The sequence below is a fragment of the Tichowtungia aerotolerans genome (assembly GCF_009905215.1).
Lineage (GTDB): Bacteria > Verrucomicrobiota > Kiritimatiellia > Kiritimatiellales > Tichowtungiaceae > Tichowtungia > Tichowtungia aerotolerans.
The window spans coordinates 1,577,186-1,603,866 of sequence record NZ_CP047593.1; the positions used below are offsets into that span (position 1 = coordinate 1,577,186).

The window sequence follows — 26,681 nt, forward strand, 5'->3', positions numbered from 1 at the left end:
TACAGACGCTGATACTTTTAAATATTATATAATAGACGCAAGGAAGGCACAGATCTTCATGCTTCAGGTGAAGCCTGATAAGGACTGTGAGAAAGGAAGGTGTATTATGGCTACGAATCCTATTGGAAAAGGCACGAAGACCATCGGGATCAATATGAATAAGAAAATGGCGGATGAGCTGGAAAAACGCGCATCGTCAATGCATATCAGTAAGTCCAAGTACTGCAAAATTATTCTGCAGCAGTGGATTGATTCCGGCAAAAAGCTGACTCTCAGCGAGTAAGCTGTTTGCAGTTTCGGCAGCAGAGAAAAGGCGTCTCTTTGTTCGGTCGCATTTCCTCTGTTTGATCTGAGGTTCAGGTCAGAATGTTGGAGTATCGCTGCAGCCGTTCGCCTGTGCGAACGGGTCGCCTGCAGAACAGCAGTTACCGAACGTTAATATCTGAGTGATGGATGAAACTGCCAAGGGCAGGACGTGACCGCCGGGAGCGGCGTCTGTTCCGAGCATCATAGTGTGAGGGAGCGGACGGCGTGGCGATCCGTCCTTCCCGGTTCTTGACGGAAAAGCCGATTCGCACGATCGTTTTCAGAGTTTGGAAAATCGTGAATAAAATTCCAGCGCCTGGAAACGATTCGCGCTGTCGGTATTGCTCACAGTTAATAGATTTTAATTCCTTAAATCCCTGATGCTATCAGCTGATGTGATAAACACCGCTGTAAATAAAATCATTAAGCAAATAAAATTATAGATTTAAGCGTACGGTGATTATTCAGTATTAGCACATGAAAAGGTTGTGTGTTTTCCGCTTCACGCTTTGCACACGATCAGCGAATGACAATAAACGCACTCTTCAATGTCGGCACCTGAATGTCGAAGGTGAGAGTTGCTATGTCGTCCTCGATTTCGACTTGCGGCTGAACGTCGACCCACGTTGCTTTTTCCAATGTTTGGAAACTTTTCCCGTCAATCTCTGCGGCAGGCAGTTTGATGACGACGTTTTTCGAGGTGTCGTAGATGACGTTGGTGCAGGCAACGGAGATACCGTCTTTGATGTCGTGCGCATGCACATGGAACGGATGTCCGCAGGCAATCGTCTGACCTTGTCCGCTCATTTTGAACAGCAGTTGGGTCCAGAATTCCTGCCGCACGCGGTTGAAGTAGGCCATGTAGAACTGGGCTGTTCCGAGCGGGTAGCAGGTGGAGAAGACCGTGCCGCCGAGCTCGTTGGTGAAGAGCTGTGCCCCCGGGAATTTAATTTCGAACTCTGCGCCTTTGATGGTCGAGAGTACTTCGGCGTTACCGGCCGGTTCAAATACGCCGATGGGGTCCGCACAGCGCTGAGCGCACATGCGCGGTGCAACGCCGCCGGCGAGTTTCCCAAAGAATGATTCTTCAACTTCCTCCAGCGAATAGGCCGAGTCATCGAGCTTGATGCGTGAAACGTTTGTGACGCCGATCAGATCGCCGAAGCCGCGCTGCACGAGGACTTCGACGCTGGGCAGGTCGAGAATGATATTCTGGCTGAGCAGCGTTTTGATTTCTTCATCGCTGTAGCTGCGCAGGGTCTGATCGGAGACCGCAAAGATGTCGCCGTCCTTTCCCTTGATGTCGCGGGTGAAGCTGTGGCTGATGCCGAGGATGTAGAACACTTTGCTCCACTCGGTCGAGTTGGCCTGCAGGTCGTTGAGCGATCCGCCGCCGGTCTGGAATTTGGAAAGGTCTTCGCCGGTGTACATTTTGGCGCCGCCGCCGGAGGCGCCGGCTCCGGTCCATTTGTGTTCAGCAATGTCGGGGCTGAACAGAACCTTTACGCCGCGCGCTTTGCGGTCGTCGAGTTTGAGTCCCAGCAGCGCATCGAACATGTTGCGCTGTTCGCCGAGGGCTTTGCCGAAGCCCCGGTCGTAATAGGTGTTCATGCCCATGTTGTCAAAATGGTTGATCGTGATGCCGCGCGATCCGTAGAGAATGGCGTTGGTCATTTCCCAGATTGAATAGTTATGCGAACCGCTGTAGGGGCCGCAGCGTGGAGAGTTTTCGAGCTCGGGATAAATGTCGGCGTCGCGATCGAGTTCGGCGATGGTCTGGCGCGAGTAGCTCGGAACGGTGGTGATCGGCGGTTCTTCGGTGTAGGGAGGCATGTGCGGGCGAATCAGGACATTTTCATCGTCTTCGGTGAAGATATCCATCAGCCCGTTCCAGTCGCGTTTTTCGATGCTCTGTACGTCGGGAATAGAGGACATCAGTCCAATGCGCATATCGGGCCGGGCGGCTTTGAGTGCATCGGTCAGTTTCTGTGCCGGTTCGCTGAGCGCGGCCCATGCGAGCTCCAGCCATTTTTCGCGCCATGGATGCGGTTCGCCGGGTGCGGTCACTGCGGCGACGACCTGTTCGCGGGTGACGCTTTCTTCACCGACCATTTTGGCAAAGCGGTCGAGGCAGTGGTCGCAGAAGCATCCGCCGTAGCCCATTTCGCCGCCGTGATTGTGCAGGCGCCAGTCGTCTTCCACCCACAGGGCGACGGGATCGATTTCCCTGGCAAGGTAGGTGAAGTAGTCGCACAGGTATTGCTGCCAGTTTTCACAGAGCGGGCAGGCGGTCATGCCGTTGTCGGCGCCGGTTTCGCCGACCATCAGCCGGAAATTCTGACCGTCGTGAAGGTGGCGTCCGCGCGAGCAGTGATAGGTGGTGGTCCACGGGTTGATGCTGGTTTCGACGCCGTATCTGGCAAACATCACCTGCGCCTGCCGGATGGCATCGATCCAGGGTTTGGAAAGCTCCTCGGTGGGATGTCCGGAGCTGCGCTCTTCCGGCATCAGCAGGAACATGACTTCGTTGATCGTCGATTCCTGTATGAAGGTTTCGAGCTGTTTGAGGTTTTCCTCCAGTCCGTTGTAGGGGTCGAGGCCGTAGCGGAGGATGATTTTAAAAGGGGTGGTTTTGTTCATGGAAATCCTTTCTCATTTGCAGAAAGGATAAGCCGGACGTTTCTTTACTCTCAATGGAGAATGTGCGCAATCGAGGGGGATGATATGCGACAGATTCTGCAGCTATTTTTTTTTGCGCCGGGCTCTGGCGGTTGCCTTTTTTCGATAGCCGGTGGCGGAGAGGTCGGTTTCTTTGCGAAAGGTGTCTTCGAAACGGTTGGTGCTGTTGAAGCCCGATTCGCGCGCGATTCTGGAGACCGGCCAGTCGGTGTTTTCGAGCAGTTCTTTGGCCCGTTCGACATGGCAGCGGCTGATTTCCTTGTAGACTCCGTGGCCGACGACCTCCTGGAACCTGCGTTCGAGGGAGCGCCGTGAAATCGGCATGATGCTCATGACATCCGAAACGTCGATGAAACGGCCGGAGTGGTTGCGGATGTAGCGCAGGGCATCGGCGACATACGGGTCATCCACGGTCAGGAAATCGGATGAATTGCGCAGAACGACGCCGACGGGCGGAATCACCACGTGGGTTTCTTTCGGAGTTCTGCCGGCCATCAGTGCGGCCAGTATTTTCGCGGCCTGATAGCCGAGCTGTTCACCGGAGAGCGCGATGCTGGACAGGTTCGGGGTGGCCAGGTTGCAGAGAATCTCGTCGTTGTCGACGCTGATCAGGCAGATGTCTTCAGGGACCCGCAGTTTCAGCCGGCGGCAGGCCCGGAGGATTCCGTAGCCGACCCGGTCGCTGGAGGCAAACACCCCGACCGGCGGCACCAGCTGTTTGACGGCTTCGATGTAGTGGTTGCTTTCAATCCATTCTTCATCCAGCTGTCGGGTATTTGCGGCCGGGCGGATCCAGCATTTGGTGCAGAGTGCGTCATGCCCGGCGAGTTCTTCGACAAAGGCTTCGCAGCGGCGCTGAGAATAGTCCCATTCTTTGGGGCCGATAAACGCAAAACGGTCCAGGTCGTGTTCCAGCAGATGTTCGGCTGCCATTTTGCCAATGGCTCGGTCATCAAAGGTGACGGATGGAAACGAGTACTCGAGGGACGGCCGCGACGTCGTTACAACCGGTATGCCTTTGGAGGCCAGAACACGGAGGTGTTCCTTGCGGTATGCCGGGGCAATAATTCCGTCTCCTTTCCAGTGTTTGAGGTCCGCCCATGTGGAAAAAGAAATCGGTTCTTCGCTCCGGGTCTGAATATCCCATGGACCGTGCTTGCGGGTGTAGGCGATAATTCCCTGCACGATCTGGCGGGTGAAGTCGGAGTTCAGAGAAAAGCGCAGCGCAACCTTTTTATGTTCAACCATCGTACGGCTCCTTTGAACGTCTGGCGCAAAATAATCATATCTTTTGCGCCGAAGTCAATTCGGAAGGCTACTGCGATCCACTCGGAGAGTCCGCCCTGCCTGTCAATTGTCGAATGAACCGGCAGGGCGAGGCGTTGTCTCGCCGAAGCGGAAAGAGTGAGGGAGATCCGGGCTGCGGTATTACTGATAGGGCAGCACGTCTTCTACGCGTTCTCCAAAGCGCAGTTCGTCGATGATTCCTTCGGCTGTGCTCTTTTTATCAAAGCTGAACGTTTTGATTGGGTTGAGTTCGAGGCCTTTGATTTTCACCGAGGCCATCGCCGTGAGCTCTGCATCGCGCAGGTCTTTCGGGTTCAGGAACGCAGTGACCGAACCGTCATCAGATTTTGACCCGACGTTTTCAACTTTCAGGACAATCAGGGTGAGTTCCATCGGCGTCATTCCCGGTTGGCTCTGGAACAGGCCGTCTTTCGGTTTTCCTGAAGCTTGCACGGCGGACTGAATACGCCAGCGGTTCTGTTCCTTGCGTCCATTCATAACCTTGAACTGCATTTCCCCTTTTTCATCCAGAAACTGAATGTCCCAGCCGTAGCCGACCTGTTCGTCCAGCTGTGTCAGAAAAGAAATCCAGACGGTTCCTTCCAGTGCTTTATCCAGATTGCGTGTCAGCGCGCCTTTGCCGGAGCCGGCCGGTTTACACAGCATGCAGCCGGGCGCGGTCACAAGCGTATTGCCTTTGGCGTCGGTATGTGTGACCGGTTTTTTCGATGCAATATAGCGGCGGCTGTTGCCGTCGTTGCTGCTGAGATCAACCTGCCATGGTTCAAAGCCGGTTCCGCCGTTGGTTCCGAGCAGCTCCGCCCGATGTTCATAATCTGCCGGAACGCTGAACCCGTCGTACGCTTTCAGTTCGGCGGATGCATTGAGCAGGGTGGCAGCGGTCATGATAAGGCCTGTCTTCAGTATGGATGAATTCATATTCTCCTCCTTTTCCAATGCTTGGAATCTTAGTTGCCGGTTCTTTTGATCCAAAGAAAATATCTGCGCATAAAAGCCCCACAATTTGCGACGTGTCGTAATTTGTGGGTCTAGCTTGCGCAATTGTTTTCTTGTTAAAAATCCGGACCCGGCAAAGCATATGGACCAACAAATACGACTCGGGAGTGTTATGAATAGAAATTTACAGACAGTCTGTTTTGCGGTGGGGGTTCTTTTGTCCGGGGTTGCGCAGGCGGCATCGGGTGAGGTGGCGCTGGTTGCAGAAGATCCTGCATCCCCCATCATTTCATTTGAAAGCAGCGAGCTGCCCGGATCGCTCCAGTCCGGCGGCGGATCAGCGGTTCAGCTGAGCACTCGGCATTACTTGAACGGCTCCCGGTCGCTCGAGTGGAAATGGAATGGAACGTCCGATCTTTTTTTTGATCGCAAGATTCCTTTCGTATCCGATCAGAAAGCCTATCAGCAGCTCAAACGCGGCGCCGTGAGTGTTTTTTCGTTCTGGGTCTACAGCGAGAAAGCACTGCCGGGAGCACAACTTCGGGTCGAGTTCGGCAAGGAGGACTGCGGGTTTGACTTCGGTCTCAACTTTACCGGCTGGCGCACCTGTTCGGTGGCCTTTACCCGCGATATGGATGGCACGCCCCGCGACGGAATGCGCGGCCTGAGGATCAAGGCTCCCGCGAACGTGCCGGCCGGCGAACTCTTTATCGACCGTATCATTCTCGCATCTGTCGATGACATTCGTTATCAGTGGCCCGACCCTCAGGTTCCGTTTGTGAAGGGGACCGGTCATACGACGATGGAAATCACTCCGATTCCGGACGCGGTCTCTGACACGCCGGACGAGCGCGCAGTTGTTGATCGTCTTGAGGCACAGCTTGAATCCGAAGTCCTCCTGGAAGAACCCGTTTCCTCCAATGCGGTGGATCAGATACAGGCGCAGTTCGAAGAGCTGGATATCAAAATGAAAGACGGCGTGGTAACCGGTCGTCACGTTATCTTCTCACGGAGCTCCTTGCACGACCGGCAGGATTCGGTTTATCCGCGCGAGCTGACGGCACAGGACAAATATCTGATGTCGCAGTATGCCGAACTGCGTGACTATACCGATTTCATGCAGCATATCGCAAAAGTGTATCGCACACTGCCTCCGGAAAGTCCGGGCGCGTTGCAGCTGCGGAATATTTTCATACTGATGAGCCGTCATTTGCTGGATCAGGGCTGGCAGGAGAACAGCGCGCTCTATACCACCCATCATTTCGGTTATGCCTCGCGCGGCTGGTATGTCGCCGTTTTCCTGATGCGCGACGAGCTGGCCAGAGAAGACCTGCTCGACCCGGTCGTGCGTTCACTCATCTGGTACATGCGCGAAAAGGTGGACTTTGCAAAAATGGAGTTCGATCCGGCCGCCGGAACCGACCTCGACTATGTCAATACACTTTCAAAAGCCCATCTGATGACCGTGCTGTCCCTGCCGGACGGCCCGCCCAAAACCGTGCTGGTCAGAAAATACAGCGGTTATTTTTCCGACCTGCTGGCCGCGGATACACGCGGCACGCTCGGCGGCATCAAGGCGGATGGCACCGCGTTCCATCACGGTGGCAACTATCCGGGTTATTCCTTCCCGGCATTCCGCTCCGCGGCCTTCATCTGCCGTCTTCTCAACGGAACACCGTTTGCCATCCGGGAAGACGCGCTGAAAAATCTGAACAAAGCACTGACTGCGGCGGCGATCTACAGCAATCCGGAAACCGGAATCGGACTCAGCGGACGGCACCCGTTCGGTGAATCATCGGTGCTGTCCCTGACCGATGCATTTCAGGATGTGGCCGAGTGCGGACATCCTGTGGAACTGGACCGCGATCATATGCCGGATGGTCACTGGTCGTTCAACTACGGCTGTTTCGGGATTCACCGCCGGGACGGAAAAATGGTCACCTTCAAAGGATACAACCGCTACGTCTGGTCGTCTGAAATCTATACGCGCGACAACCGCTACGGCCGCTACCAGAGCCACGGCAGTGTGCAGATTATGAACCGCGGCGGTCGCGCCGCCAGTGGCTGGGTGGAGGATGGCTGGGACTGGAACCGCCTGCCCGGAACCACCACTATTCACCTGCCTCTCAATCTGCTCGAAAACCCGAAAAAGGGAACCCTCATGGCCCGCTCGGACGTCCGCTTCAGCGGCAGTTCCAATCTGGGCGGACGCTACGGAGTTTTTGCCGCCCACATTAAAACGCCGGACATCAAAAACTTTGATCCGACCTTTGAGGCGCGCAAATCCATGTTTTGCTTCGACGATCGTATCATCTGCCTCGGCGCCGGCATCACCAACCGGACCGAGGACTATGCGACTGAAACCACGCTGTTCCAGCACGCATGGAAAGACGGACAAACCCCGGTCTGGATGAACAGTCCAACTGCGATTACGAACCTTCCGTATACAGCCAAAGAAGGCGGGGCATCCCGCTGGCTGGTCGATGCTCACAGCAACGGCTATGTGATTGCCAAAGGTGATCCCGTGCGCCTGTCCATTTCGACGCAGAATTCGCGCCACGAAAAAACAAAAGAGCCGACACAGGGCGACTTCGTAACCGCCTGGATCGATCACGGCGAAGCGCCGGACGGCGCTTCGTATGAATACGCCATCCTGCTCAACGGTACATCGCAAACAACCGCCGCGTTTGCCGCTGCTCCACCGTACACCGTTCTGCGCAACGACCCGCAGCTGCAGGCTGTTCGCGACCAAGAGAGCGGCGTCACTGCCTATGCTTTCTTTAAAGGCGCCTCCAGGCCGGTGGATGATCTGATTCTATATACCGACAAGCCGTGCCTCATTATGACACAGAAAAAAGACAGCAAGCTGACCATGAGCGTCAACAACGCCGACCTGCGCATTATTGGTGCCGACTCCGCCTACACCACCGACGAAGAAAGCCGTCCCGGCTGGGTCGACATCCTGCTGTCTGGAAAATGGGAGCAGGCAACGCCCAATGAAAAAGTGACCCTCAAAGACCGCGACGAAAACACCTTCATCTCCGTATCCATCCACCACGCCATTCCCGAAGAGTTTGTGTTGAAGAAGAGGCGTTAATTTGAGCCGGAAGAGACCGTGAAGGATTGAGCACGATTGCTCATATATTTTGAATCTGGTCGTCCCAGACAAAGCTGGTCAAAGACCAGTTTCCATCGGATTGATAGAAGATGAAGCGCCATACTAAAGGAACGTTTTTACATTTAGCCAGATATATAAACTTGACGAGGGAATTGCTGACGAGTTGTTCATCGACAAGTTCGTATCCTATGCATTTTCCATAACGGTTTTGCAGAAGAGCGAGCTGCTTTTGGGTTCCTTCACATGCTCCATCCATTTCGGACTCGGGGAGAATAGTGTACTTCTTCATCTCTTCAAATGCTGATTCTATATCGTTATCTCCGACAAACCCCATGATCTTGTCACAGATGTCTCTGAGCTCTAAAATGTCTTCAACCGTCTCAGCATCTTTATTGCCTAGTGTAGAAGTAAGATCCTTTCTTCGTGCAGTTTTTTGTATCTCACTAATTTTTTCCAATACCTCATCGCTAGCACTTTTGTCTTCACAACCAGCAAGAGCGACTAAAAGCGCGAAAATCCAAATGTATTTCATGATTCTTCCTGAATTTAAAATTGTTTATGCGTGATCCATCTTTCATCGAAAGACCGACCTAGAGCGTAATCAACATCTTGTGTTGATGTAAATATCTTTCCCGGGGTTGGAAAAAAGAAAATATCATGTGTCATGATGAGGTTTACGTAAATTTTGATATTTCCAAAGGTTGGAAACAGATCCTGTTCATCCTGTTGTCCGGCTAAAATTTTGTCGCAAATTAGAGCGTAACATTGCGCAGTTCTTCGGTTGTTGTGCGGATGGTTTTCGGGGAGACTTCAATCATGGACGCACAACCGAATATTCTTTTTATTATGACCGATCAGCAGCAGGCGGAGACGCTGAGCTGTCTGAACCATTCGTTGGTGAACACTCCGAACCTCGACCGCATTGCGGCGCGGGGTGTTAATTTTACAAAGGCGTATTGCCCGAGCCCGGTCTGCGGTCCGTCGCGCACATCGATTTTCTGCGGCGAATATCCAGCCAAAACCGGAACGGTTAAAAACTACATTCCCTACAACAGCGGGCTGCAGGTTCTTCCGGAGGCGCTGCGCAGTGCAGGGTATGAAACCGCGCTGGCGGGCAAGCTGCATCTTGCGCCGATTGAGGATGCGCATGGTTTTGAAGAAAAACATCTGCACGACGCGGGCTACGATATTTATCGCGACGACGAACCGGCCAACTCCGAGTATGTGCAGTGGCTGGCCGATAAGCGCGGATGCGGCGTGGATGAAATTGTTGACCAGTTCAATGAGGACGAGGCGTGTTTAAAAACCGACACCTTTCGGTTCATTATGGGATCGAACTGGCGCACGGAGGAGGAGCACTCCAATACATGGGTCACCGAATGCACGCTCGATTTTCTGCGCAAAGAACATGATCGGCCTTTCTTTATGTTCACGTCCTATTTCGGCCCGCATCAGCCGATGATGCCGCCGGAACCGTGGGCCTCGATGGTCTCGCCGGACGACATTGAACTGCCGCCGGAATTTATGACCTCCACCGACGATAAGCCGCTGGCGGCAGAAAAGCAAACGTCGAGCCCGATTCTTAAAAACGGACTGACCGAACAGCAGTACCGCGAGGCGCTGGCGGCTTATTACGGGCAGATCATGATGATCGACCACGGCGTCGGCCGCATCCTCGACGAGCTGGACGCGCAGGGGCTGGCGGACAACACCATTATCGTCTTTACGGCCGATCACGGCGACCATGCCGGACAGTTCGGCCTCTTTTTCAAAAGCACCATGTATGAAAACGCCGTGCGCGTGCCGCTGCTGGTTTCCGATCCATCCCGGACGACCGGCGTTTGCGGGAAGCTGGTGAATAATCTCGACCTGTACGCCACGCTGCTCGAATGCGCCGGGGTGGACGCTCCGCCGACGGCATCGCGCTCGCTGGTGCCGTTGCTCGATAATCCGGCATCTTCAGAGTGGGAGAATGTTACCTACAGCGAACTTTATCCGTGGACCATGGTTGCGAAGGATGACTGGAAGCTGATCCGCTTCCGCAACGAGGACGGCACACAGGTGCATGAACTGTATCGTCTGGATACCGATGTGGCCGATTCTTCCAATGTTTGGAATCAGCCGGAGACCGCTGCCGTTCAGAATGAACTGGTTGCGCTGCTGGACCGCTGCGAAGAAAAGGCAAAGGGGAAGTAACATGGATGCCGCGCCGAATGTCATTCTCGTGCTGGTTGACGATCAGGGGTTCGGTCAGTTGCCGGTCTATTCCGAAGCGTATCCGGATGAAATGCTGTTCCTGACGAAGAACACGGAGCGCTACCGCTGTGATGAACAGAAAGCCAAAGCGGCGGCCAGGGCCTGCATGCCCAACCTGAACAAACTGGCTCAGAACGGCGTAACGTTTATGAACGCGCACGTGACTTCGCCGGTGTGCGGACCGTCGCGCGCCGCGCTGATGACCGGCCGCTACCAGCAGCGTTTCGGCGTTTACGACAATTGCGATCTGGCGAAGGCCGGGGTTCCGCTTTCGGAAACGATGCTTCCGGAACTGTTTCAAAAGGCCGGCTACCGCACGGCGATGATCGGCAAATGGCATCTGGGTAAAACCACCAAAACGCCGCTGCCGGTGCAGACGCATGACTATCACAAAAACGCGATTGCCGGCTGCATCCCGGAGCACAATCCGATCAACCGCGGGTTCGATCACTATTTCGGGTTTAATTCGTCGGGCACCACCTATTACGATTCGCCGAGCCTGTTCCGAGGTTTGGAAAACGTAACGGCGCAGGGATATTCCACCGAGGAGTTCACGGACGATGCCGTCCGGTTCATTGAGGACTCCGGCGAGGATCCGTTCTTCATCTTTCTCGCCTACAACGCGCCGCACATTCCGCTCGAAGATCCTGCGCCGCAGAAGTACCAGCGTTTCGATACCGGCAACCCGGAGGTCGACAACTATTACGCCACGCTGGCGGCGGTCGATGACGGCCTCGGAAAAATTTTCCAAACCTTGGAAAAAAGAGGCGAGCTCGACAACACGCTGATTTTCTACCTCAGTGACAACGGCGCGGTGATCGATTCGCCGCAGCCGATGAATGGTCCGTTCCGCGGCAACAAAGGTAATTTCCATCATGGCGGAATGCATGTGCCGATGATCGCCCATTGGCCCGCCAGGCTGAAGCCCTCAAAGCATGAAGCGCGCGTTGCATCCATTGATGTGATGCCGACTGCACTGGCTGCCGCGGGTATTGAACTGCCGGATAATCTGGACGGGGTTCCAATGTTTGGAACAACCGAAGATTCGCACGAAGCCATTTTCTGGGCCGGGCCGGAAATCATGCACTGGAGCGAGGACAACAAGACGTTCTGGCGCGATTACTGGGAGTACGTTACCGAGCGCACCGACGACGCGCCGAGCAGTCCGCTGAAAGCGGGCGACGCATCGTGGGCGGTGCAGAAAGGGCCGTGGCTTCTGCGCTGTAATGAAGTGACCGGAAAGACGGAGCTGTTCGATACGTCCGTCGATCCCGGTGAGCGCAGCGATGTTGTCGCGCAACATCCGGAAACGGCCGCCGCTTTGCGTGATGAATACAAAGCATGGGCGGCCAACCTGGGCAAGCCGCTTGTCTGGAGCGAGGAACAGTATAACCGGTTGGTGCAATGAGTGCGGAAGATAAACTTTCATGGTGGCGCGAAGCCCGGTTTGGAATGTTCATTCATTGGGGGCTTTATTCGATCCCGGCGGGCATCTGGAACGGACGTGAGATCCCGGGGATCGGTGAGCAGATTCTGCGCTTTGGGCAAATTCCGATGGCGGAGTATGAGAGGCTGGCCGCTGATTTTAATCCGGTAAATTTTGATGCCGATGCCATCGTGAAGCTGGCCGTCGATGCCGGGATGAAATACCTGGTTTTTACTGCCAAACATCATGACGGGTTTGCCATGTTTAAGTCGGATGCCGATCCGTTTAACGTGGTGGACGCCACGCCGTTCGGCCGCGATGTGGTCGCCGAACTGGCTGAAGCCTGTGAGCGGGCAGGTATCCGGTTCTGCATCTATTATTCGCAGCGTCAGGACTGGCATCACCCGGACGGCTCATGGAAAGAGTGGCCGGAGCAGCATCCGGTTCCGTTTGATGAGCGCGACGTCGACTTCAACCGATGCATGACTGAAAAATGCATTCCGCATATGAAGGAGCTGATGACCCGCTACGGAAGAATCGGTCTGGTGTGGTACGACACGCCGGTCGACTCAACACCGGAACAGAGTCGTGCTTTTACGGAGCTGGTTCATGATCTTCAGCCGGACTGTCTGGTGTGCGATCGCGTTGGCACCGGTTTCGGAGACTACGCTGTGCTTGGTGATAATGAATTTCCGTACTGCAGTCGGAATATGGATGGCGAAGTGCCGGCCACGATGAATAACTCGTGGGGATATAAGAGCACGGACAGCAACTGGAAGAGTGTCGAACAACTGCTTTATTCGCTGATTCGTTCCGCGGCCAACGGCTGTAATTATCTGCTGAACATCGGGCCGAAATCCGACGGGAGCATTCCCGCTGAAAGCGTCGAGCGCCTGAGAGCGATCGGTGACTGGCTGAAGGTAAATGGAGAGGCCGTCTATGGAGCCGGAGCGGCGCCGTTTCCCAATCCGCTGCGGGGATGTCTGATGACAGTAAAGGGAAACAATCTGTATCTCATTTTCAGGAGATGGCCCGGCAGTACCTTTGAGCTGAAGGGCGTACAAAGCCGGGCGGTGCGTGCGGTGCTGCTTTCTGAGCCCGGCCGTCCGCTTAAAATGAAGCAGAGTGACAGCCTGGTTTTACGTACCCTGCCGGATGTTTCATCGCAGACCTGTTTTCCGGTGGTTCGGGTGGAATTCGATGAGCCCCTGCGGGTGGATCCGCGACTGATACCGGCGACGGATGGAACCGTCACGCTTCTTTCCGGAAATGCCGAGGTCAGGCCGGCCAAAGGAAGCCGGCTCGCGGTGGACCGCAAAGGACTGCCGGTGGCATTCCATGAAAAAAGCGGCCGGCTTCTGTGGGACTTTCTGATCGAACAGCCGGGGCGCTATCGGCTCACCGCACTGACCAATCGGCACTGGAGTCAGCAGTGGATTTCCGGCATTCAGCTGAAAATAAAATGCAGCGAAGACAACCGAACGGTTGAGTTGGTGCAGGATGTGGAACTGGAAAATATCCAGGCTCATTATCACCCTGAGACGGTCAGCTGCCTGGGGACGGTCGGGCTGTCTGAGCCCGGTATGCACCAGTTGAGTGTTTCTGTGGCAGAGATGCCGCAGTTTGAGGTGCATAATCCGCTGTGTGAAGATCTCGAAGACGCGCGTACGCTTAACCTGATCAAGATGACCCTTACACCTGATGAAACAAATTAATCTGCTGATTTTTCCTTGCCGTCTGGCCGTGTTTTGCGGACGTTCTGACAGATGAAGATGAGACCTGTTTTTAACGCGGCTAGATATCCTCAGTTCGGCCCCGCGTATCCGTTTGCGTTCAGCTCGGACCGCGATGGCTGTCCGCAGGAAGGTGCGTCTGTCCGTTTTGCATGGAATGAGTCCGGACTTTTTGTTCAGGCGGAGCTGGAGGACTCAGTTCTGATTCAGAAAAACCGTCAGAACGAGCAGTTTCACTATCAGAGCGGCGATGTGTTTGAGCTGTTCGTGAAGCCGTTGAATGAGTTCTATTGCTGGGAGATGTATGCCACGCCGTTCGGCAACAGAACGACGATCTTTTTCCCTCAGAATTGCGAAGGAATGACGCTGGATCAGTTTTTGAAGGATCACCCTTTCCAAGGTTTGGAAGTGACAAGCACAGAATTTTCCAAGCCTCGGGAGAATAGTCGGGTGGAGGCTCAGCCTCCTTCCAGGGGTTGGAAAACACAGATGTTCGTGCCGATCGCCCAGCTCACAGCACTTGGTGCCGGATGGGGCGACGGGACGGAATGGACGGTTTTCTGCGGTCGCTACAATTATAATTCAGACGACCTTTCCGATCCCGAGCTGTCAATGGCTCCCGCGCTGTCTGCAACGAACTATCATCTGGTCGATGAATACGCCCGGTTGAAGCTGTGCGCGGAGTGAGGATTGGTTACCGCAGCGAGCGTGGAGCGTTATCCGACGCATATCACAAGAGTTCTGATATTTCCGAAGGTTGGAAACAAGCCTGTTAAGCAGCTGTCGATTCCTCGCAGAATGATCTATGGGACTCATACATGTCTGCAGAGCCGTTTTGGAGCAAATCCAGGAAAACCGTAGCCGCTCAAATTGGAGGGCCGGCATCCCCGCCGACCACTTTTCAGCTCAGAGAGCCGGCTCTACATTGTAACGTTGGCTCTCTGAGCCAATCTTGAAAACGCGATACGGCATCTCAACCGTGATCTGCTCTAGATCATTCTGCCGCCCATAATATTGCACCCTTCTTGCGCCGGGTCAGATGGTTTTCTTACGGTTGTAGATAAACCGAAGCAGTCCGCCGACGAGCAGGAAGGTTCCTCCGGCGTAGATAAAGAGCAGGCGTTCCGCACCGGTGTTTGGAATCAGGGCGCCGAGGCAGATAGCGGTGCCGTAGACGAAGCACATGAGGCTCATATTGCGGTACTGAGCGGCGTCGGAGTCGGAGGTTTTTTCGGCGACATGGTCGATGGGCGTGTTCATGTCTTTGTAGAAGGCTTCGACACTCGCGGTGTATTTTTCGGAGGCGAAACGGTTGTAGAAAAACGAGGTAAAGAAGTACCAGGAGGTACCGACCAGAATGGTGATGACGCCGCTGACGATAAAGGTCATGTCCTTGGCTTCCAGCTCATTGAGCGGCATCTGCATGCCGAGCAGGTCGCAGAGCTGGCTGATATCGAGCAGCTTCTGAGTGATCCATCCGGCAAGCATGGAGACCAGAACCGTACTCCAGCAGCTCCATCCGGGGGTGCGTTTGTAGAGGATGCCCAGCACCATCGGAATGATGAGCGGGAACTGCAGCAGGACATTGAATTTCAGAAGCATGGAGAAGAGGTCGGCATCGCGGAACATCGAGATCAGGATGGCCGCCCCCATGACAATGCCGCCGAAGACGACCGAAAAAACACGACCGAGATACAGAAGGGTTTTTTCTGAGGCGTTCGGGTTGATGATGTCGCCGTAGAAATTTTTGACGAAGAAGCCGGCGTTTTTATTAAGAGCCGTATCCATGCTCGACAGCGTTGCCGCAAAGATGGAACAGACCATGAGGCCCATCATGCCCTGCGGGAGCACTTTCTGGGCGATGGCGACGTAGGCTCCTTCGCTGGCGTTTTTCAGGTTGGGGAACATGGAGGGCAGGTCGAAGTCCAGCATACCGGCCGCCATAACCGGCGTGAAGGCAATCAGCGGGACCAGTGCCGTGCCGACAATCATCATCATGCAGGCTTTTTTTGCGTGGTGCCCGTCTTTGACGGTGAGGAACTTTGCTCCGTTCGTGTTGAGGTCGAGTGCGCGCAGCACGTTGACCGCAGTAAACATCATCATCAGGGAGATCCAGACGGCAGGGCGTTCAAAGAGGCTGAAGTTGATGTAATGTTCCGGAAGCTGTCCGAAAAATCCGGAGAATCCGCCGACTTCCGGGAGCAGCAGCGTGCGCACCAGAATGGTGATCGACACGACGATGATAATCATCATCTGGATAAAGTCGCTGGCGGAGACGGCGTATGAGCCGCCGGAACTGGCGAGCACGGTTACGGCGACCGCCAGCAGCATAATGGTCGGCACAATCGGCAATCCGATTGCGGCGCTGACGAACAGCGAAATGATGTAGAGCATGACGCCGCCCTGGAAGAGGCCGATCGGCAACGCGGTCCAGACCCAGAACTGTTCGGTGGGTTTGCCGAACCGCCGGCGAATGGCATCGCAGACGGTGACGGCCCGCATCTGACGATAACGGGCGGCCAGGAAAAAGTAGATCAGCAGATAAGGGATGATGCCGACCAGATAGACAATCACCAGCAGAAACCCGGTTTCAAACACCTTCGCGCCGGCGGCGGTGAACGAGTAGGCCGTCAGGCCGACCGCCAGCGAGGACATGCCGTTGATCCACCACAGGATGTTTCCGCCGCCCCGGAAGAAGTCGGATGCATTTTTGTTAATCCGGCTCCAGAGAAGGCCGATCCCCATCATGAATATCAGGTAACACCCGATTACCGCATAGTCCCACCCTGTTAACATATTCGTTTCTCCTGAATAGATCTGTAAAATCTTGTCAGCAGGATTATGACAGGTTTAGGAAAGTGGGCAAAATGTGTTGTGCGGCAATTTTATGTATTATTTGCGACATATCTGAGTGCGGACTGGGCTTCTTCCGGAGACCCGGGGTTGCGCCGCGGGTTGCGGCCCGTTCGACCTGATCGCGAAGCCGCGGAGTGAGCATGCGGCAATCAGGTCACAGGTTTTGAATCCCTCACAGATAGAAGGCGGATCAACAACTGCATATGTTTGAATCAGGGCCGCGCCGTCCTCCTCAAGAAAGAGCGAAAGATTCAGACCTTCTATCGCCGGTTGCGGTTCATGCCAGCCGTTCACAAATCACAGATTCGAACGGTACGAAACAGTGAAATCAAAACGGTATGTTCCCGGAGTGCAATGATAGGGAGGTTCGGTCTGCGGACCGCAGGATCCGCTGCCGAGGCCGCGTTGCTTCAGGTCGAGCGTCAGAATCGTTTCTGCGCGCGGGGTCAGCTGGTCGGTGTGAATCGCGGCAAACAGATCGTTTGCTGTAAAATGCGAGGCAGCGAACTCAAACGGCTCTGCGCCGGTCACCCGCAATGTGTTGTCGCCATTGCTCAGGCTTATCCAGCGGGTTCCGACATGGTTGCCGTGTTCCTGCGGAAGAATGTACGGGACGTACTGGTCGGTCACCGTTGATTTCCAATGTCTGGAAAATACGCCTGCGTCCCGGTCGATATAACTTTCGTGCGGACCTTTTCCGAACCACTCCAGCTGTTCAAAGCCGGACGGAAGCATCGCTTTGAGTCCGATGCGGGGGAGGGTGGGCAGATCGTCCGGAAAGACAAACTCGTTTTCAACGCGCAGTCCTTCTGCGCACGGAACGAAGCGCTGTTTGAACTCAATGGCTCCGTACATCCTCGACACCTCAGCAGAACCGTCCGATAAAACCTCGTGCTGCCACGCTGTGGCTTCCAGGCTTTGGAAGCCGGCCGCCATCCACTGGCCCATCGGTTTGTTTTCCTGTCCGGTCCAGCCGCGGATGCCGTCATTATCCGTGCAGGCCCGCCACAGGTTCAGATCGATGTTTTCCAGAACCGGTTCGCCGTTCTGCAGAACGGAAACCGACCCGTCTTTTACCTCAACGGTCAACGGAAGGCTTTCCGGGAGTGCCGGCGCGGCGGTTTGAAGTTCAAACTGCTCGCGGGCGACCTCATGGCCCGCCGGGCACCAGGGCGTTTTTTTCAATGTTTGGAAAAACAGATCCAGATGCATGGTTTTATTTCCAGGCATCGGAAGCGTCAGCGGCACGGTTTCGGATTCGCCGGGCTGAACGGTAAGCTGCGGCAGGTCGCCGCGCTCAATGACTTCGCCGTCTTCCAGCAGTTCCCACTTTCCGGACAGATCGCTCAGATCGGTGAAGTCGCGTTTGTTGGTGATGCGCAGCGTTGAGGCATCAATCAGTTCCACACCAACCGGCTGGGCCAGTTTTTTGAATTCAAACATGGCCGGGTGGGGGGTGCGGTCCGGCCAGATCAGTCCGTTGATGCAGAAGTCGAAGTCGTGGTAGGACTCTCCGAAATCGCCGCCGAAACCCCAGAACCATTTTCCGCCGGGGCGGTGACAGTCCGCGAAGGCTTCGCTTGCATTTTCCGGCTCGTTCCATTCGGCATCAAACATGCGTTTGTCGCGGTTCAAGAGCAGTCCCTGATCGACCCAGTCCCAGATAAATCCGCCCTGCAGGCTGGGTACGGTTTCGAACAGGCGGTAATAATCCTTCAGCGATCCGTTGGAATTTCCCATGGCATGCGAGTATTCGCACAGGACGGTAGGGCGCGGGTTGCGGGGTTCGTCGGCAAAGCCTTCGAGCTGGCCGACGGACGGGTACATGGATGAAAACAGGTCCGACGAGAGCGCTCCGCGGAATGACGGCTCGGAGACAAAGGCCTGTCCGAATTCCGGACGGCTGACGCCTTCGTAATGCAGGATGCGGGTTGGGTCGTAGAAGCGGATCCAGCCGGCGCAGGCATCGTGGTTTTCTCCATAACCGGTTTCGTTTCCGAGGGACCAGCAGAAGATGGAGGCGTGGTTTTTGTCGCGCAGGACCATGCGCTGCGTGCGGTCCATGAATGCGGCGGTCCAGCGCGGATCGCGGCAGAGCTGGTCGTAGTAGTCGTGCGCTTCAATGTTCGCCTCGTCCATCACGTAGAGGCCGTATTCATCGCACAGGTCGTACCATTCCGGATCGTTCGGGTAATGCGCCGTGCGCACGGCGTTGAAGTTGAACTGTTTCAGCAGAAGAATATCTTTGATCATCGTTTCGCGTGAAACGGTTTTGCCGGTCAGCGGATCGTGATCATGCCGGTTGACACCGTGAATGATGACCGGCTTGCCGTTGATCCGCATATCGCGTCCGCGGATTTCAATCCGTTTGAAACCGATGCGTGTGGCGGTTGCCTCGATTGTTTTGCCGCTCGGATCTTTGAGTTCAACAGCCAATGTGTATAAGGCCGGGGTTTCCGCACTCCAGGGCTGCGGTTGAGAGATCGGGAAGCTGAAGCGGGCAGTGTTGTCCGGGGCTCCGGAGCCATGAGCCGTCAGCGGCTGCGGGCCAAGCCCCACGGACTGCTCTGCATGGATCAGTTCAACGGTCTGTCCGGCCGGATCAGCAAGATGCACCGAGACTGTGCGGAGCTCTTCACTTCTCTGTTCCGCTGATGAGGCAATCATTACATCGACTTCAAGTGTTGCGTCGCGACAGGCTTCGTCCAGTACCGGTCGGGCAAACACGTCCTGGATAAAATCGGAATCTGTGCTGTAGAGGGTTACATCCCGGTGAATGCCTGCCATCCACCAGTGGTCCTGATCTTCAACGTATGAGCCGTCCGACCAGCGGATGACCTTCACGGCCAGCAGGTTTTCGCCTTTCTGTACAAACGGGGTCAGATCAAATTCAACCGGAGTCCGGCTTCCCTTGCCGAACCCGACTTCCTTTCCGTTGCAATACACAAAGAAGCAGCTTTCGACGCCTCCGAAATGAATCACGGTCCGGCGCGCAGTCCAGCTTTGATCCAGCGTAAAGGTTTTCCGGTACAGGCCGGTCGGGTTCTGTTCCGGCACGTTCGGCGGAACATGATCGAACGGCATTTTGATATTTGTGTAGATCGGCCAGTCGCTGTTGTTGAGCATGGTCCAGTTTGACGGAACAGGGATGGTTTCCCATTGAGAGTCGTCGGTTTCCAGTGTTTGGAAACGTCCGGCGTTTTCCGGACGGTCAATCAGCTGGAATTTCCAGTCTCCGGAAAGTGACTGATGCCACGGGGCGTATGGGGTCCGTTTTTTCAGGGCTTCATCCAGCGATGGATATCCGTGCAGTGTTGCCCGGGGGCGTAAGCGGTTGACTCCGGTGACTTCCGGCATTTCCCATAATTTCATTTCGACGAAACTCCCTGAACCTTGAACTCCACAAAACCTGAATCGTATATCAAAGCTCAGGGAGAAGGCAACGTGTTAGATCGTGCCGTTGCTGGTGGTGTCAGACTTGCCGCTGCGCGAACAGCTTTGCTGTCTAAATGAAAAATCAGTCCGTCATATGCGATCCATGCTCCCATCATTAAGAGATAAAGGCAGCATAACCGGCCATATTGTCGTTGGGGGACAATGGGGGCTCATTCAGTCACTAGGAATGCCGGGACGCCGGGCTGGAGTGAGATGTGGAGTGTGTCGCTGTTGGTTTTCATCAGCTTCGGTTCTGTATGGTCGAACCGGTAGATTTTGGATGCTTCTTTCGGAAGCCGGATGCTTTTTTCACCGCCGGTGGCGGACTGCACCATTAGAAAATTTCCGCCGGCCTGAATAAAATCCGGACGGTCAAAGTCGGTCGAAAAACTCTCATCGGCGAGGTAGAGGTGGCAGCCTGCTTCCTTGAACAGCTTGCGCCACTGCAAGGCGGGCATGCCGGGCGAGCCGAGAAAGGCAGCGGTCCAGCCGCGCATTTTTTTTGTCGCGCAGGACGGCTCCCCTGTGGCGGTATAATGCGCAAACGTATCGGCTTTGTGATCGGCAACCGCAAAGGTCGGGGCGACCGGCTGTTCGTTCTGTCTGCCGAACTGGCGCCTGCCGAACAGTGAGCCGTTATCCAGCCGGGATTCCGGCATGATGGCACCTTCCTGTTTTTTGAGCTCGATGGTGTCGAGTGCAGTAGTACCGCAGAAGATGATGGTTCGGCCGTCTTTCATGAAGCGGCTTTTCAGAACCGCTTTTTGATCTTCAGTCAGGCTCCACGGCGTGAGCAGGATGATGCAGCGGGTGCGGTCGCTTAGCTGGTCGATTTCCGAGGTTTGGAAATATCCAATGGTTGTGTCGACGCGGTTGAGGAAAAAGCGGTTCTGGTAGAGCCAGCGTTCCGTAAGCCCGTAGGCATCGGTTTTCAGCATTGTCACGGCATCGGGGTCCGCCAGTACCGCGACCTGCGGTGTGAAGGCCGGTGCCTGGCGCTGTTTCATCCACGCCAGATACGGTTTGTACATATCCCAGATCTGATTGTTGTTGAATCGACCTTCGCTGAACAGGTTTTGCCAGAGGAGAATCTGGTTGTGGGCGGTAACGACGCCCAGATCGCGATGCAGCACAGCGAGCGTTTCATCCATGTTCTTCGTACGGCTGGCATAGCCGGGCGCATATCCCTTAACGACTTCCGGAACGTCTTCGGCCAGATGGGTAAAGGTATCTTCTTCGGTCATCACCAGTTTGCCGAACGCGTTGGCGCCGTCGAACGGGCCGTGCAGGTCGACCGGCAGGCCGAAGCCGCGCCCGATCGGGTTGTAGGAATAAGGCGCTCCGACGATGTCGACAGCTGGTGAGCGGTACAGTTTTTCAAGCCCGAGATGACCGCCCTGCTGGAGCCATTTTTCATGCCACGCCAGTTCGAACAGATAGCCGTAGAAGGTCGCGGTGAGGGTGGGGCCGTCGGCGGCTTCTTTAACGGATCGGGAGAAGCGGATGATGTTGTCGGCATTGACCGTATTGTAGAATTTTGAAAACTCAATGACGCGCTGCTGTATTTCCGGATCGCGGAACAGTCCCTCGACGGCGGCATTTCGCTCCTCTTCGGTCGGAACCGGCTTCCCGAAGGCGCGGCGAACCGGTTCTTCAAAACCGGCGGCGCGATGCGGGTCCCAGAAAATCCACTCGCCGGTCTGGTAATAGGTCAGTTTGAAGCCGACGCACTGTTGTGCATACGGCGAGCGACGGATCAGGTTGACCAGTTCGCGCAGGTTGTGGTCTGTAAAATTTTTCCAGGGTTCGGAACAGGGCGATGCATAGCCGCCGATCTGACCGTCGGCATACTTCATCATTTCTGCCGGGAAACTCTGCTGCCATTCGCTGCCGGGGCCGAGCCAGATGCGCGGAATGAAATACGCGTCCGGAAACGGTTTCATGAACCGCTCAATCATTTTGAGCGTTTCCGAATTCGACACCATGGCCGGCAGATACAGGTTGAATGACAGTACCGGAACCCCGGCAGCAACCGCCTTTTCCATTTCTTCGAGAATCCGGTCATCGCGGTTGAATTGGTTGTTGCCGAAATACATCGCCAGGGGTTGTTTTTCACCGTTGATCGTCCATTCGCAGGCGCCGTTTTCGTTTTTAACGACTTTTGCCTCCGGCAGTTTCTGAAGCGGTGCGGCCTCAGCCTTTTCAAAACGAAAGTTTGTGAAGGTCACTTTTCCGGTAACGAAGGTGGCGAGCAGGCGCAGTTCGATTTCCTTCACGTTTTCCTGAACAACCGTTTCGAGTTCGAGATGGATGGTTTTTGTCCCGAGAGCCCGCTCGGATCCCGGTGCGCAGAGCACGCGCCCCGCAGGGTCAATCTGGGCAAGGGTCAGGCAGACATTGCGGGGTTCCAGATTCAGGTCAAACGGTTTCAGTTTGCTGTTGCCTTTTTCGTCACGAATATCGGTCAGTTCTGCATCGGCCGAAAACCGCAGCAGTTCACCCGCTTTAAACGGGCCGGGAATCCGCTGTGTTGCAATTGTGTTTTTTTTCGATTTCTGCGGCTCGATCGTAACCGTTTCGCTGGTTTGCGATGCGCAGGCCGGAAGTTTCCAGGCATTGGAAACTTCCGAGAAGGCTGTTCCGGCGATCAGGGTAATAGTCAGCAGCAGGTTTTTGCGGGTTGTATGCATGGCGGTTATTGTAACAGCTGTTTATTGATTAACAGCTTAATATGCATGACATCAAAACCGGAATCTATACGCAGATGCATATTTTAGTTAATAAAATCCAAACTGCCATGAGATGGTTTTTTGGAAGCCAATGGCGATGGCGCGGGTTTTAAGCCGGTGTGGCTGTCAGATCGTTGCGTTTTTCCCAGAACTGGTGGCCGATGGGGTGTGTCCAGCCGTTCCATTCATCCGCGAGGGCGAGGAGGGCTTTGCGCAGGTTGTGAACGGTTTTCTCTTCTGGATCTACTACGGCGCCTGCGACTTTGCCATCTGTCTGGCACCGGATCCCTCAGTGAAACGGTCGGCGCCTGCATCCAGGGGCTGTAAGGCAAGGGTCTCAGGCCTGTTCGAGAGCTGACCACGTTCGGATGGTTTTCACTTCTGCGTCCGGTATTCCGAGCGACAGCAGAAAGTCCCGGTGGATTTCCGGGGCGCTGCGCTCGAATTCCGCATGCCAGTTTCGCATGGCCTGTTCATCCATTCCGGCGGCAGCCAGCAGGTTGACCCAGGCGGTTTTATCCATCACCTGAGTCTTTTTTGTTCCAGGCAGCTGTTGGAGCATTGCTGCAATCTGGTGTTGCTGCTGTCGGATTTTTACCGCTTGTTTCCCTAGTTCTGCCAGTCGGCGTTCAAGAATTTCTGAGCTTTGGCTGCCTGGGGCGGATATCATTTGCTGGATTTCTTTCAGGGAGAGACCCGCCTCACGCAAGGCGCAGATCCGTTGCAGGCGATCCAGGTTTTTGTCGGTGTAACGGCGGTATCCGGAAGCGCTCCGGCCCGAAGGTTTTAATAATCCAATGCGGTCGTAATAGAGCAGAGTGCTGCGGGACAGCCCGACATGCTTTGCCATTTGAGAAATTGTATAATTGTCCATTCTCCTCCATGAGTTGTGCCGGAGTGCTCTGAGCACAGAACCTCCGGCGCATGCAGTTTAACGGCTGCTTTGGCGGATTGCATCTATTTCTGTCTCCGGCAGTCCCAGCAGGCGGAGAAATTTTCCATGTTCTTCCGGGTGCCGGTGTTCGAAGAGGCGATGCCATGTTTGCATCATTTCATCGGTTAGTCCCGTATCTCTGAACAGGGCTACCCATTCATCTTTTGTTATCAGCTTGCTCATCGTTTTTCCTTTCCTTTTGTTTGCTGTTACGGTCATGACAGGGAAAGGCGTAAACTGTGAAGCTGTAGTCGGGGCAACTGAAAAATCAAACAAGCGCACATTTTCAGTTCCTTCAAGATGTCGCACTGCGACTTTTTTTAGTGCAATGCGTGAGCTTTTTGGGAGATCCGCCGTCAGAATCTTACACAGGGCATTCTCCGGAGAATGATTTAACGGTGTGGTGGGTTGTTTCGTCCGGCAGGATGATTTTCAGCGGAATTCCTTCCGGAGCGGTGACCTTTATGGAGAAAATTCCGTTTTCAATTTTCCAAACACTGGAAACGTCTCCGTGCGGAGTCGGCGCGGAGCCTTCCGCAAACTGCAGGTCGAGCGGCTGCGGCTGGATCAGGATTTCCTCGAAGCCCGGCTTGGCGGGTTTGATGCCGAGTACGCCGCGGATAAATTCGATGGACGGGAAGGCGCTCCACGCGTGGCACAGCGAGCGCCAGTAGGTGATGTCCTCCGCCCATGTGCTGAAGCCGCCGTCGATCATTTCCTGCCAGCGGCCGAGCAGCTGCGGGAATTTGCTGTACTGTCCGCAGTCTTCGAGCGCGCGGATCATGAAGTAAATGCCGAAGAACGACGCCGGGTCGAGCGATGAATCATTGAGCGCCGCGTTCATGGCGCGCGCGGCCTGTTCGCCGGTCGCCGCGCCGGAGTGAACGGCCCACGCGTTGCCGTACTGGCTGGCGTCGGGGCTGCCGGGGCAGTCTTCGTAGAGTCCGCGGTCTTCGTTCCAGAACAGTGCGTTGATTTTTTCTGCGACGGTTTCCGCCTCGTCTGCAAAACGGTTCATCGATTTGTCCAGTTTGGCGGCAACGCGCAGCGCGCGCAGGTATTGCGAGCTGATGATGCAGGTCGGGCCGCGGTCCCAGCCGGGCGGGCAGCCGCGGTCCCAGCGCGGTGACCAGTCGACGATGTTCCAGTGCGGCAGTTTTGCGGGCAGTCCGCTTTCGTCCTTGTGGCGGTCGAACCAGTCGAGAATATTGCGGACGCAGGGCAGCAGGTCGCGGACGGTTTCTTTGTCGCCGGTGTAATCATAATAGTCGGCAATCATGAAAATGTAGTGCAGGCTCCAAGACGGGATGACGACCGGCAGGGTGGCCGGATAGCGGCATTCAGTGATGCCTTCCGGGCGCAGTGACCAGGAAAACTGATAGAGCGCCTGTCTGGTCAACCGGGTGTCGCCGGTTCCGGCCAGCGCAATCAGCGAAGTGATCTGGCTGTCGCCGGAATACTGCATCTGCTCGTAATACGGGCAGTCCTCGAAGGTTTCGTGCGTGCAGAGCCGGAAGGTGCGCCAGCTGATTTTTTCCAGGGTTTGGAAAAAGTCGTCCGAGCATTGGAAGCGGTGTTTCTGCTCAAAGGGGAAAAGTGCTGTTCTGTATTTGAGAGGCGCTAGCGCCAGCGGTTCGTCGGCGGTTTCGATGGTCAGTTTGACAAACTGGAAGCAGCGCCAGTGGAACGGTTCATAGGTGAATTCGCCGCCGGGAAGGGTGACTTCGTCGAACCAGCCTTTGAGCTCGCCGCGGCGGTCGAGCGTCCAGCCCGCCTGTTCGCTGTCGTTCATGGTGGAGACGTTGGAGGTGTCGATGCCGCGCCCGAGGATGGTTGCGTCTTCGACGCTCCACGGCAGGCGCAGCCCTTCGGCGTACATCATCCGAACTTTGGAATTTTTTCCGCCCGAGGTTTCAAGCAGAGGGAACCCGGTCTGAAGTGCGCCGGCGTCGAGGATGACTTCGACGGTAGTATGGGCCGGGATTTCCGTTGGAGTCTCGGCGTCGCCGCCGCCGGGCTCGAAGACAGATTCGAACTCTTTGGCTTCGCTTTCGTCGAGTGGCGGGACGATTGCCTCGAGCAGGCCGTAGGGGGAGGGGGCGTCGCGATAGTCCTCAATGCGGGTCGGCGGGTAAAGCTCGGTTGAGGGCTGCCAGTCGCCGCATTCCGCGGCGGGGGTGACGCGCTCGAAGTAGCCGACGAAGCCGCCGTGCGGGCAGCCTTCGTTATGGAATTCATAGCTGCGGTCGACCTGTACCTGCCAGTTTTCGTCGGTGGAGAGTTCCGGCATTTCCTCGCATTCGAGCAGGAACCCGCCGGAGCGGGTGATGCTCCAGCACGGCGCGCCGAGTTCCGGCGGGTGGCAGTTGACCTTGGAGAAATCCATGACCAGTGCTTCGAGTACGTTTTCGCCGGCTTGCAGGTGCGGGGCCAGGTCGACGACGGAGTAGAACTGATGAGCCACATCGCCTTTGGCCGGGCCGCGGACGATAATTTGCCCGTTGCAGGAGAGCGTGAAGCGGCTGTCGCCAGTGACAGAAACTTCAAGCTTTTGCGGAACGGCATTCAGCTCGAATGTGCGGCGGAAGCGGCGCACTTCGTAGTGCGATGGGGATCCGTTTTCAGCGCGTTTATAAATATGTTCGCCGGACCAGATCCAGCGGGCGGGACTGTTTTCAGAAAATATCTGTTTCATAAATCATACCTTATGGTTGAAAAGCAGAATCTAAGCAAATGGAAACCGTTCTTGGGCATATTGTTTTAGGTATTTAATTTAATGAAATAAATTTTATATGCGGATCGGGCTTGGGAATATCTTAGAGCTGAGTGCCGGAAGACTCTCTCATGGATCAAGAAACGTCGGAAGCCAGTGGAGGGAGTCTGGCTGGCGTTGCATCCGATCCGTCGAATATTGTCTGGAACAAAGGGACCTTCCGATGAGCTTTTACTTTGATTTGAAGTGCAG

Annotated in this window: 16 protein-coding genes; 6 read left to right on the top strand and 10 right to left on the bottom strand. The window is 55.3% G+C overall.

Annotated features, from left to right (window positions below):
• The first annotated feature begins 106 nt into the window (after positions 1 to 106).
• Positions 107 to 283 carry a hypothetical protein gene (locus GT409_RS06565; protein WP_160628140.1) on the top strand — a complete coding sequence of 59 codons (177 nt, stop codon included), beginning with the start codon at positions 107 to 109 and terminating at the stop codon, positions 281 to 283.
• 542 nt (positions 284 to 825) lie between these two features.
• Here the strand turns inward: GT409_RS06565 and GT409_RS06570 are convergent.
• The 3 genes from GT409_RS06570 to GT409_RS06580 form a co-directional block, all read right to left on the bottom strand.
• The gene (locus GT409_RS06570; RefSeq protein WP_160628142.1) at positions 826 to 2,946 is read right to left on the bottom strand and encodes a hypothetical protein; all 2,121 of its coding nucleotides are present in this window, start codon (positions 2,944 to 2,946) and stop codon (positions 826 to 828) included.
• A 102-nt stretch (positions 2,947 to 3,048) separates the two neighbouring features.
• Positions 3,049 to 4,233 (bottom strand): AraC family transcriptional regulator, encoded by a 1,185-nt coding sequence (locus GT409_RS06575; RefSeq protein WP_160628144.1) that lies wholly within the window; start codon positions 4,231 to 4,233, stop codon positions 3,049 to 3,051.
• Positions 4,234 to 4,413: 180 nt separating this feature from the next.
• Positions 4,414 to 5,211, bottom strand: a complete 798-nt coding sequence (locus tag GT409_RS06580; RefSeq protein ID WP_160628146.1) for a hypothetical protein — start codon at positions 5,209 to 5,211, stop codon at positions 4,414 to 4,416.
• A 190-nt stretch (positions 5,212 to 5,401) separates the two neighbouring features.
• Here GT409_RS06580 and GT409_RS06585 point away from each other — a divergent pair, with 190 nt between their 5' ends.
• Positions 5,402 to 8,326: a chondroitinase family polysaccharide lyase gene (locus GT409_RS06585; RefSeq protein WP_160628148.1), complete on the top strand. Its 2,925-nt coding sequence runs from the start codon at positions 5,402 to 5,404 to the stop codon at positions 8,324 to 8,326.
• Between the two features lie 40 nt (positions 8,327 to 8,366).
• Here GT409_RS06585 and GT409_RS06590 read toward each other — a convergent pair whose 3' ends face one another.
• A complete protein-coding gene (locus GT409_RS06590; RefSeq protein WP_160628149.1) occupies positions 8,367 to 8,879 on the bottom strand; it encodes a hypothetical protein in 513 nt (170 codons plus the stop codon).
• A 284-nt stretch (positions 8,880 to 9,163) separates the two neighbouring features.
• On the opposite strand from GT409_RS06590, the gene GT409_RS06595 reads away from it, so the two are divergent.
• From GT409_RS06595 to GT409_RS06610, 4 genes are read left to right on the top strand one after another with little or no spacing between them, the layout of a single operon-like run.
• The gene (locus GT409_RS06595; protein WP_160628151.1) at positions 9,164 to 10,543 is read left to right on the top strand and encodes a sulfatase-like hydrolase/transferase; all 1,380 of its coding nucleotides are present in this window, start codon (positions 9,164 to 9,166) and stop codon (positions 10,541 to 10,543) included.
• A gap of 1 nt (position 10,544) precedes the next feature.
• On the top strand, positions 10,545 to 12,011 hold the full coding sequence (locus GT409_RS06600) for a sulfatase family protein (protein ID WP_160628153.1): 1,467 nt from the start codon (positions 10,545 to 10,547) through the stop codon (positions 12,009 to 12,011).
• Positions 12,008 to 13,744, top strand: coding sequence for an alpha-L-fucosidase (locus GT409_RS06605; RefSeq protein WP_160628155.1), 1,737 nt, complete (start codon positions 12,008 to 12,010; stop codon positions 13,742 to 13,744). Before GT409_RS06600 ends, GT409_RS06605 begins: the two co-directional genes overlap by 4 nt.
• A 57-nt stretch (positions 13,745 to 13,801) precedes the next feature.
• Entirely contained in the window at positions 13,802 to 14,449 is a 648-nt protein-coding gene (locus GT409_RS06610; protein ID WP_160628156.1) for a DOMON domain-containing protein, read from the top strand.
• A gap of 348 nt (positions 14,450 to 14,797) precedes the next feature.
• Here GT409_RS06610 and GT409_RS06615 read toward each other — a convergent pair whose 3' ends face one another.
• From GT409_RS06615 to GT409_RS06640, 6 genes are all read right to left on the bottom strand, one after another.
• Positions 14,798 to 16,558, bottom strand: coding sequence for a sodium:solute symporter family transporter (locus GT409_RS06615; protein WP_160628158.1), 1,761 nt, complete (start codon positions 16,556 to 16,558; stop codon positions 14,798 to 14,800).
• A 357-nt stretch (positions 16,559 to 16,915) separates the two neighbouring features.
• Positions 16,916 to 19,990 carry a glycoside hydrolase family 2 TIM barrel-domain containing protein gene (locus GT409_RS06620; RefSeq protein WP_160628160.1) on the bottom strand — a complete coding sequence of 1,025 codons (3,075 nt, stop codon included), beginning with the start codon at positions 19,988 to 19,990 and terminating at the stop codon, positions 16,916 to 16,918.
• Between the two features lie 233 nt (positions 19,991 to 20,223).
• Positions 20,224 to 22,743: a hypothetical protein gene (locus tag GT409_RS06625; protein WP_160628161.1), complete on the bottom strand. Its 2,520-nt coding sequence runs from the start codon at positions 22,741 to 22,743 to the stop codon at positions 20,224 to 20,226.
• Positions 22,744 to 23,119: 376 nt separating this feature from the next.
• Positions 23,120 to 23,656 carry a MerR family transcriptional regulator gene (locus GT409_RS06630; protein WP_160628162.1) on the bottom strand — a complete coding sequence of 179 codons (537 nt, stop codon included), beginning with the start codon at positions 23,654 to 23,656 and terminating at the stop codon, positions 23,120 to 23,122.
• Positions 23,657 to 23,713: 57 nt separating this feature from the next.
• Positions 23,714 to 23,899 (bottom strand): MerR family transcriptional regulator, encoded by a 186-nt coding sequence (locus GT409_RS06635; RefSeq protein WP_160628163.1) that lies wholly within the window; start codon positions 23,897 to 23,899, stop codon positions 23,714 to 23,716.
• A gap of 181 nt (positions 23,900 to 24,080) precedes the next feature.
• Positions 24,081 to 26,411, bottom strand: a complete 2,331-nt coding sequence (locus tag GT409_RS06640) for an alpha-L-rhamnosidase-related protein (RefSeq protein WP_160628164.1) — start codon at positions 26,409 to 26,411, stop codon at positions 24,081 to 24,083.
• Between the last annotated feature and the right edge of the window lie 270 nt (positions 26,412 to 26,681).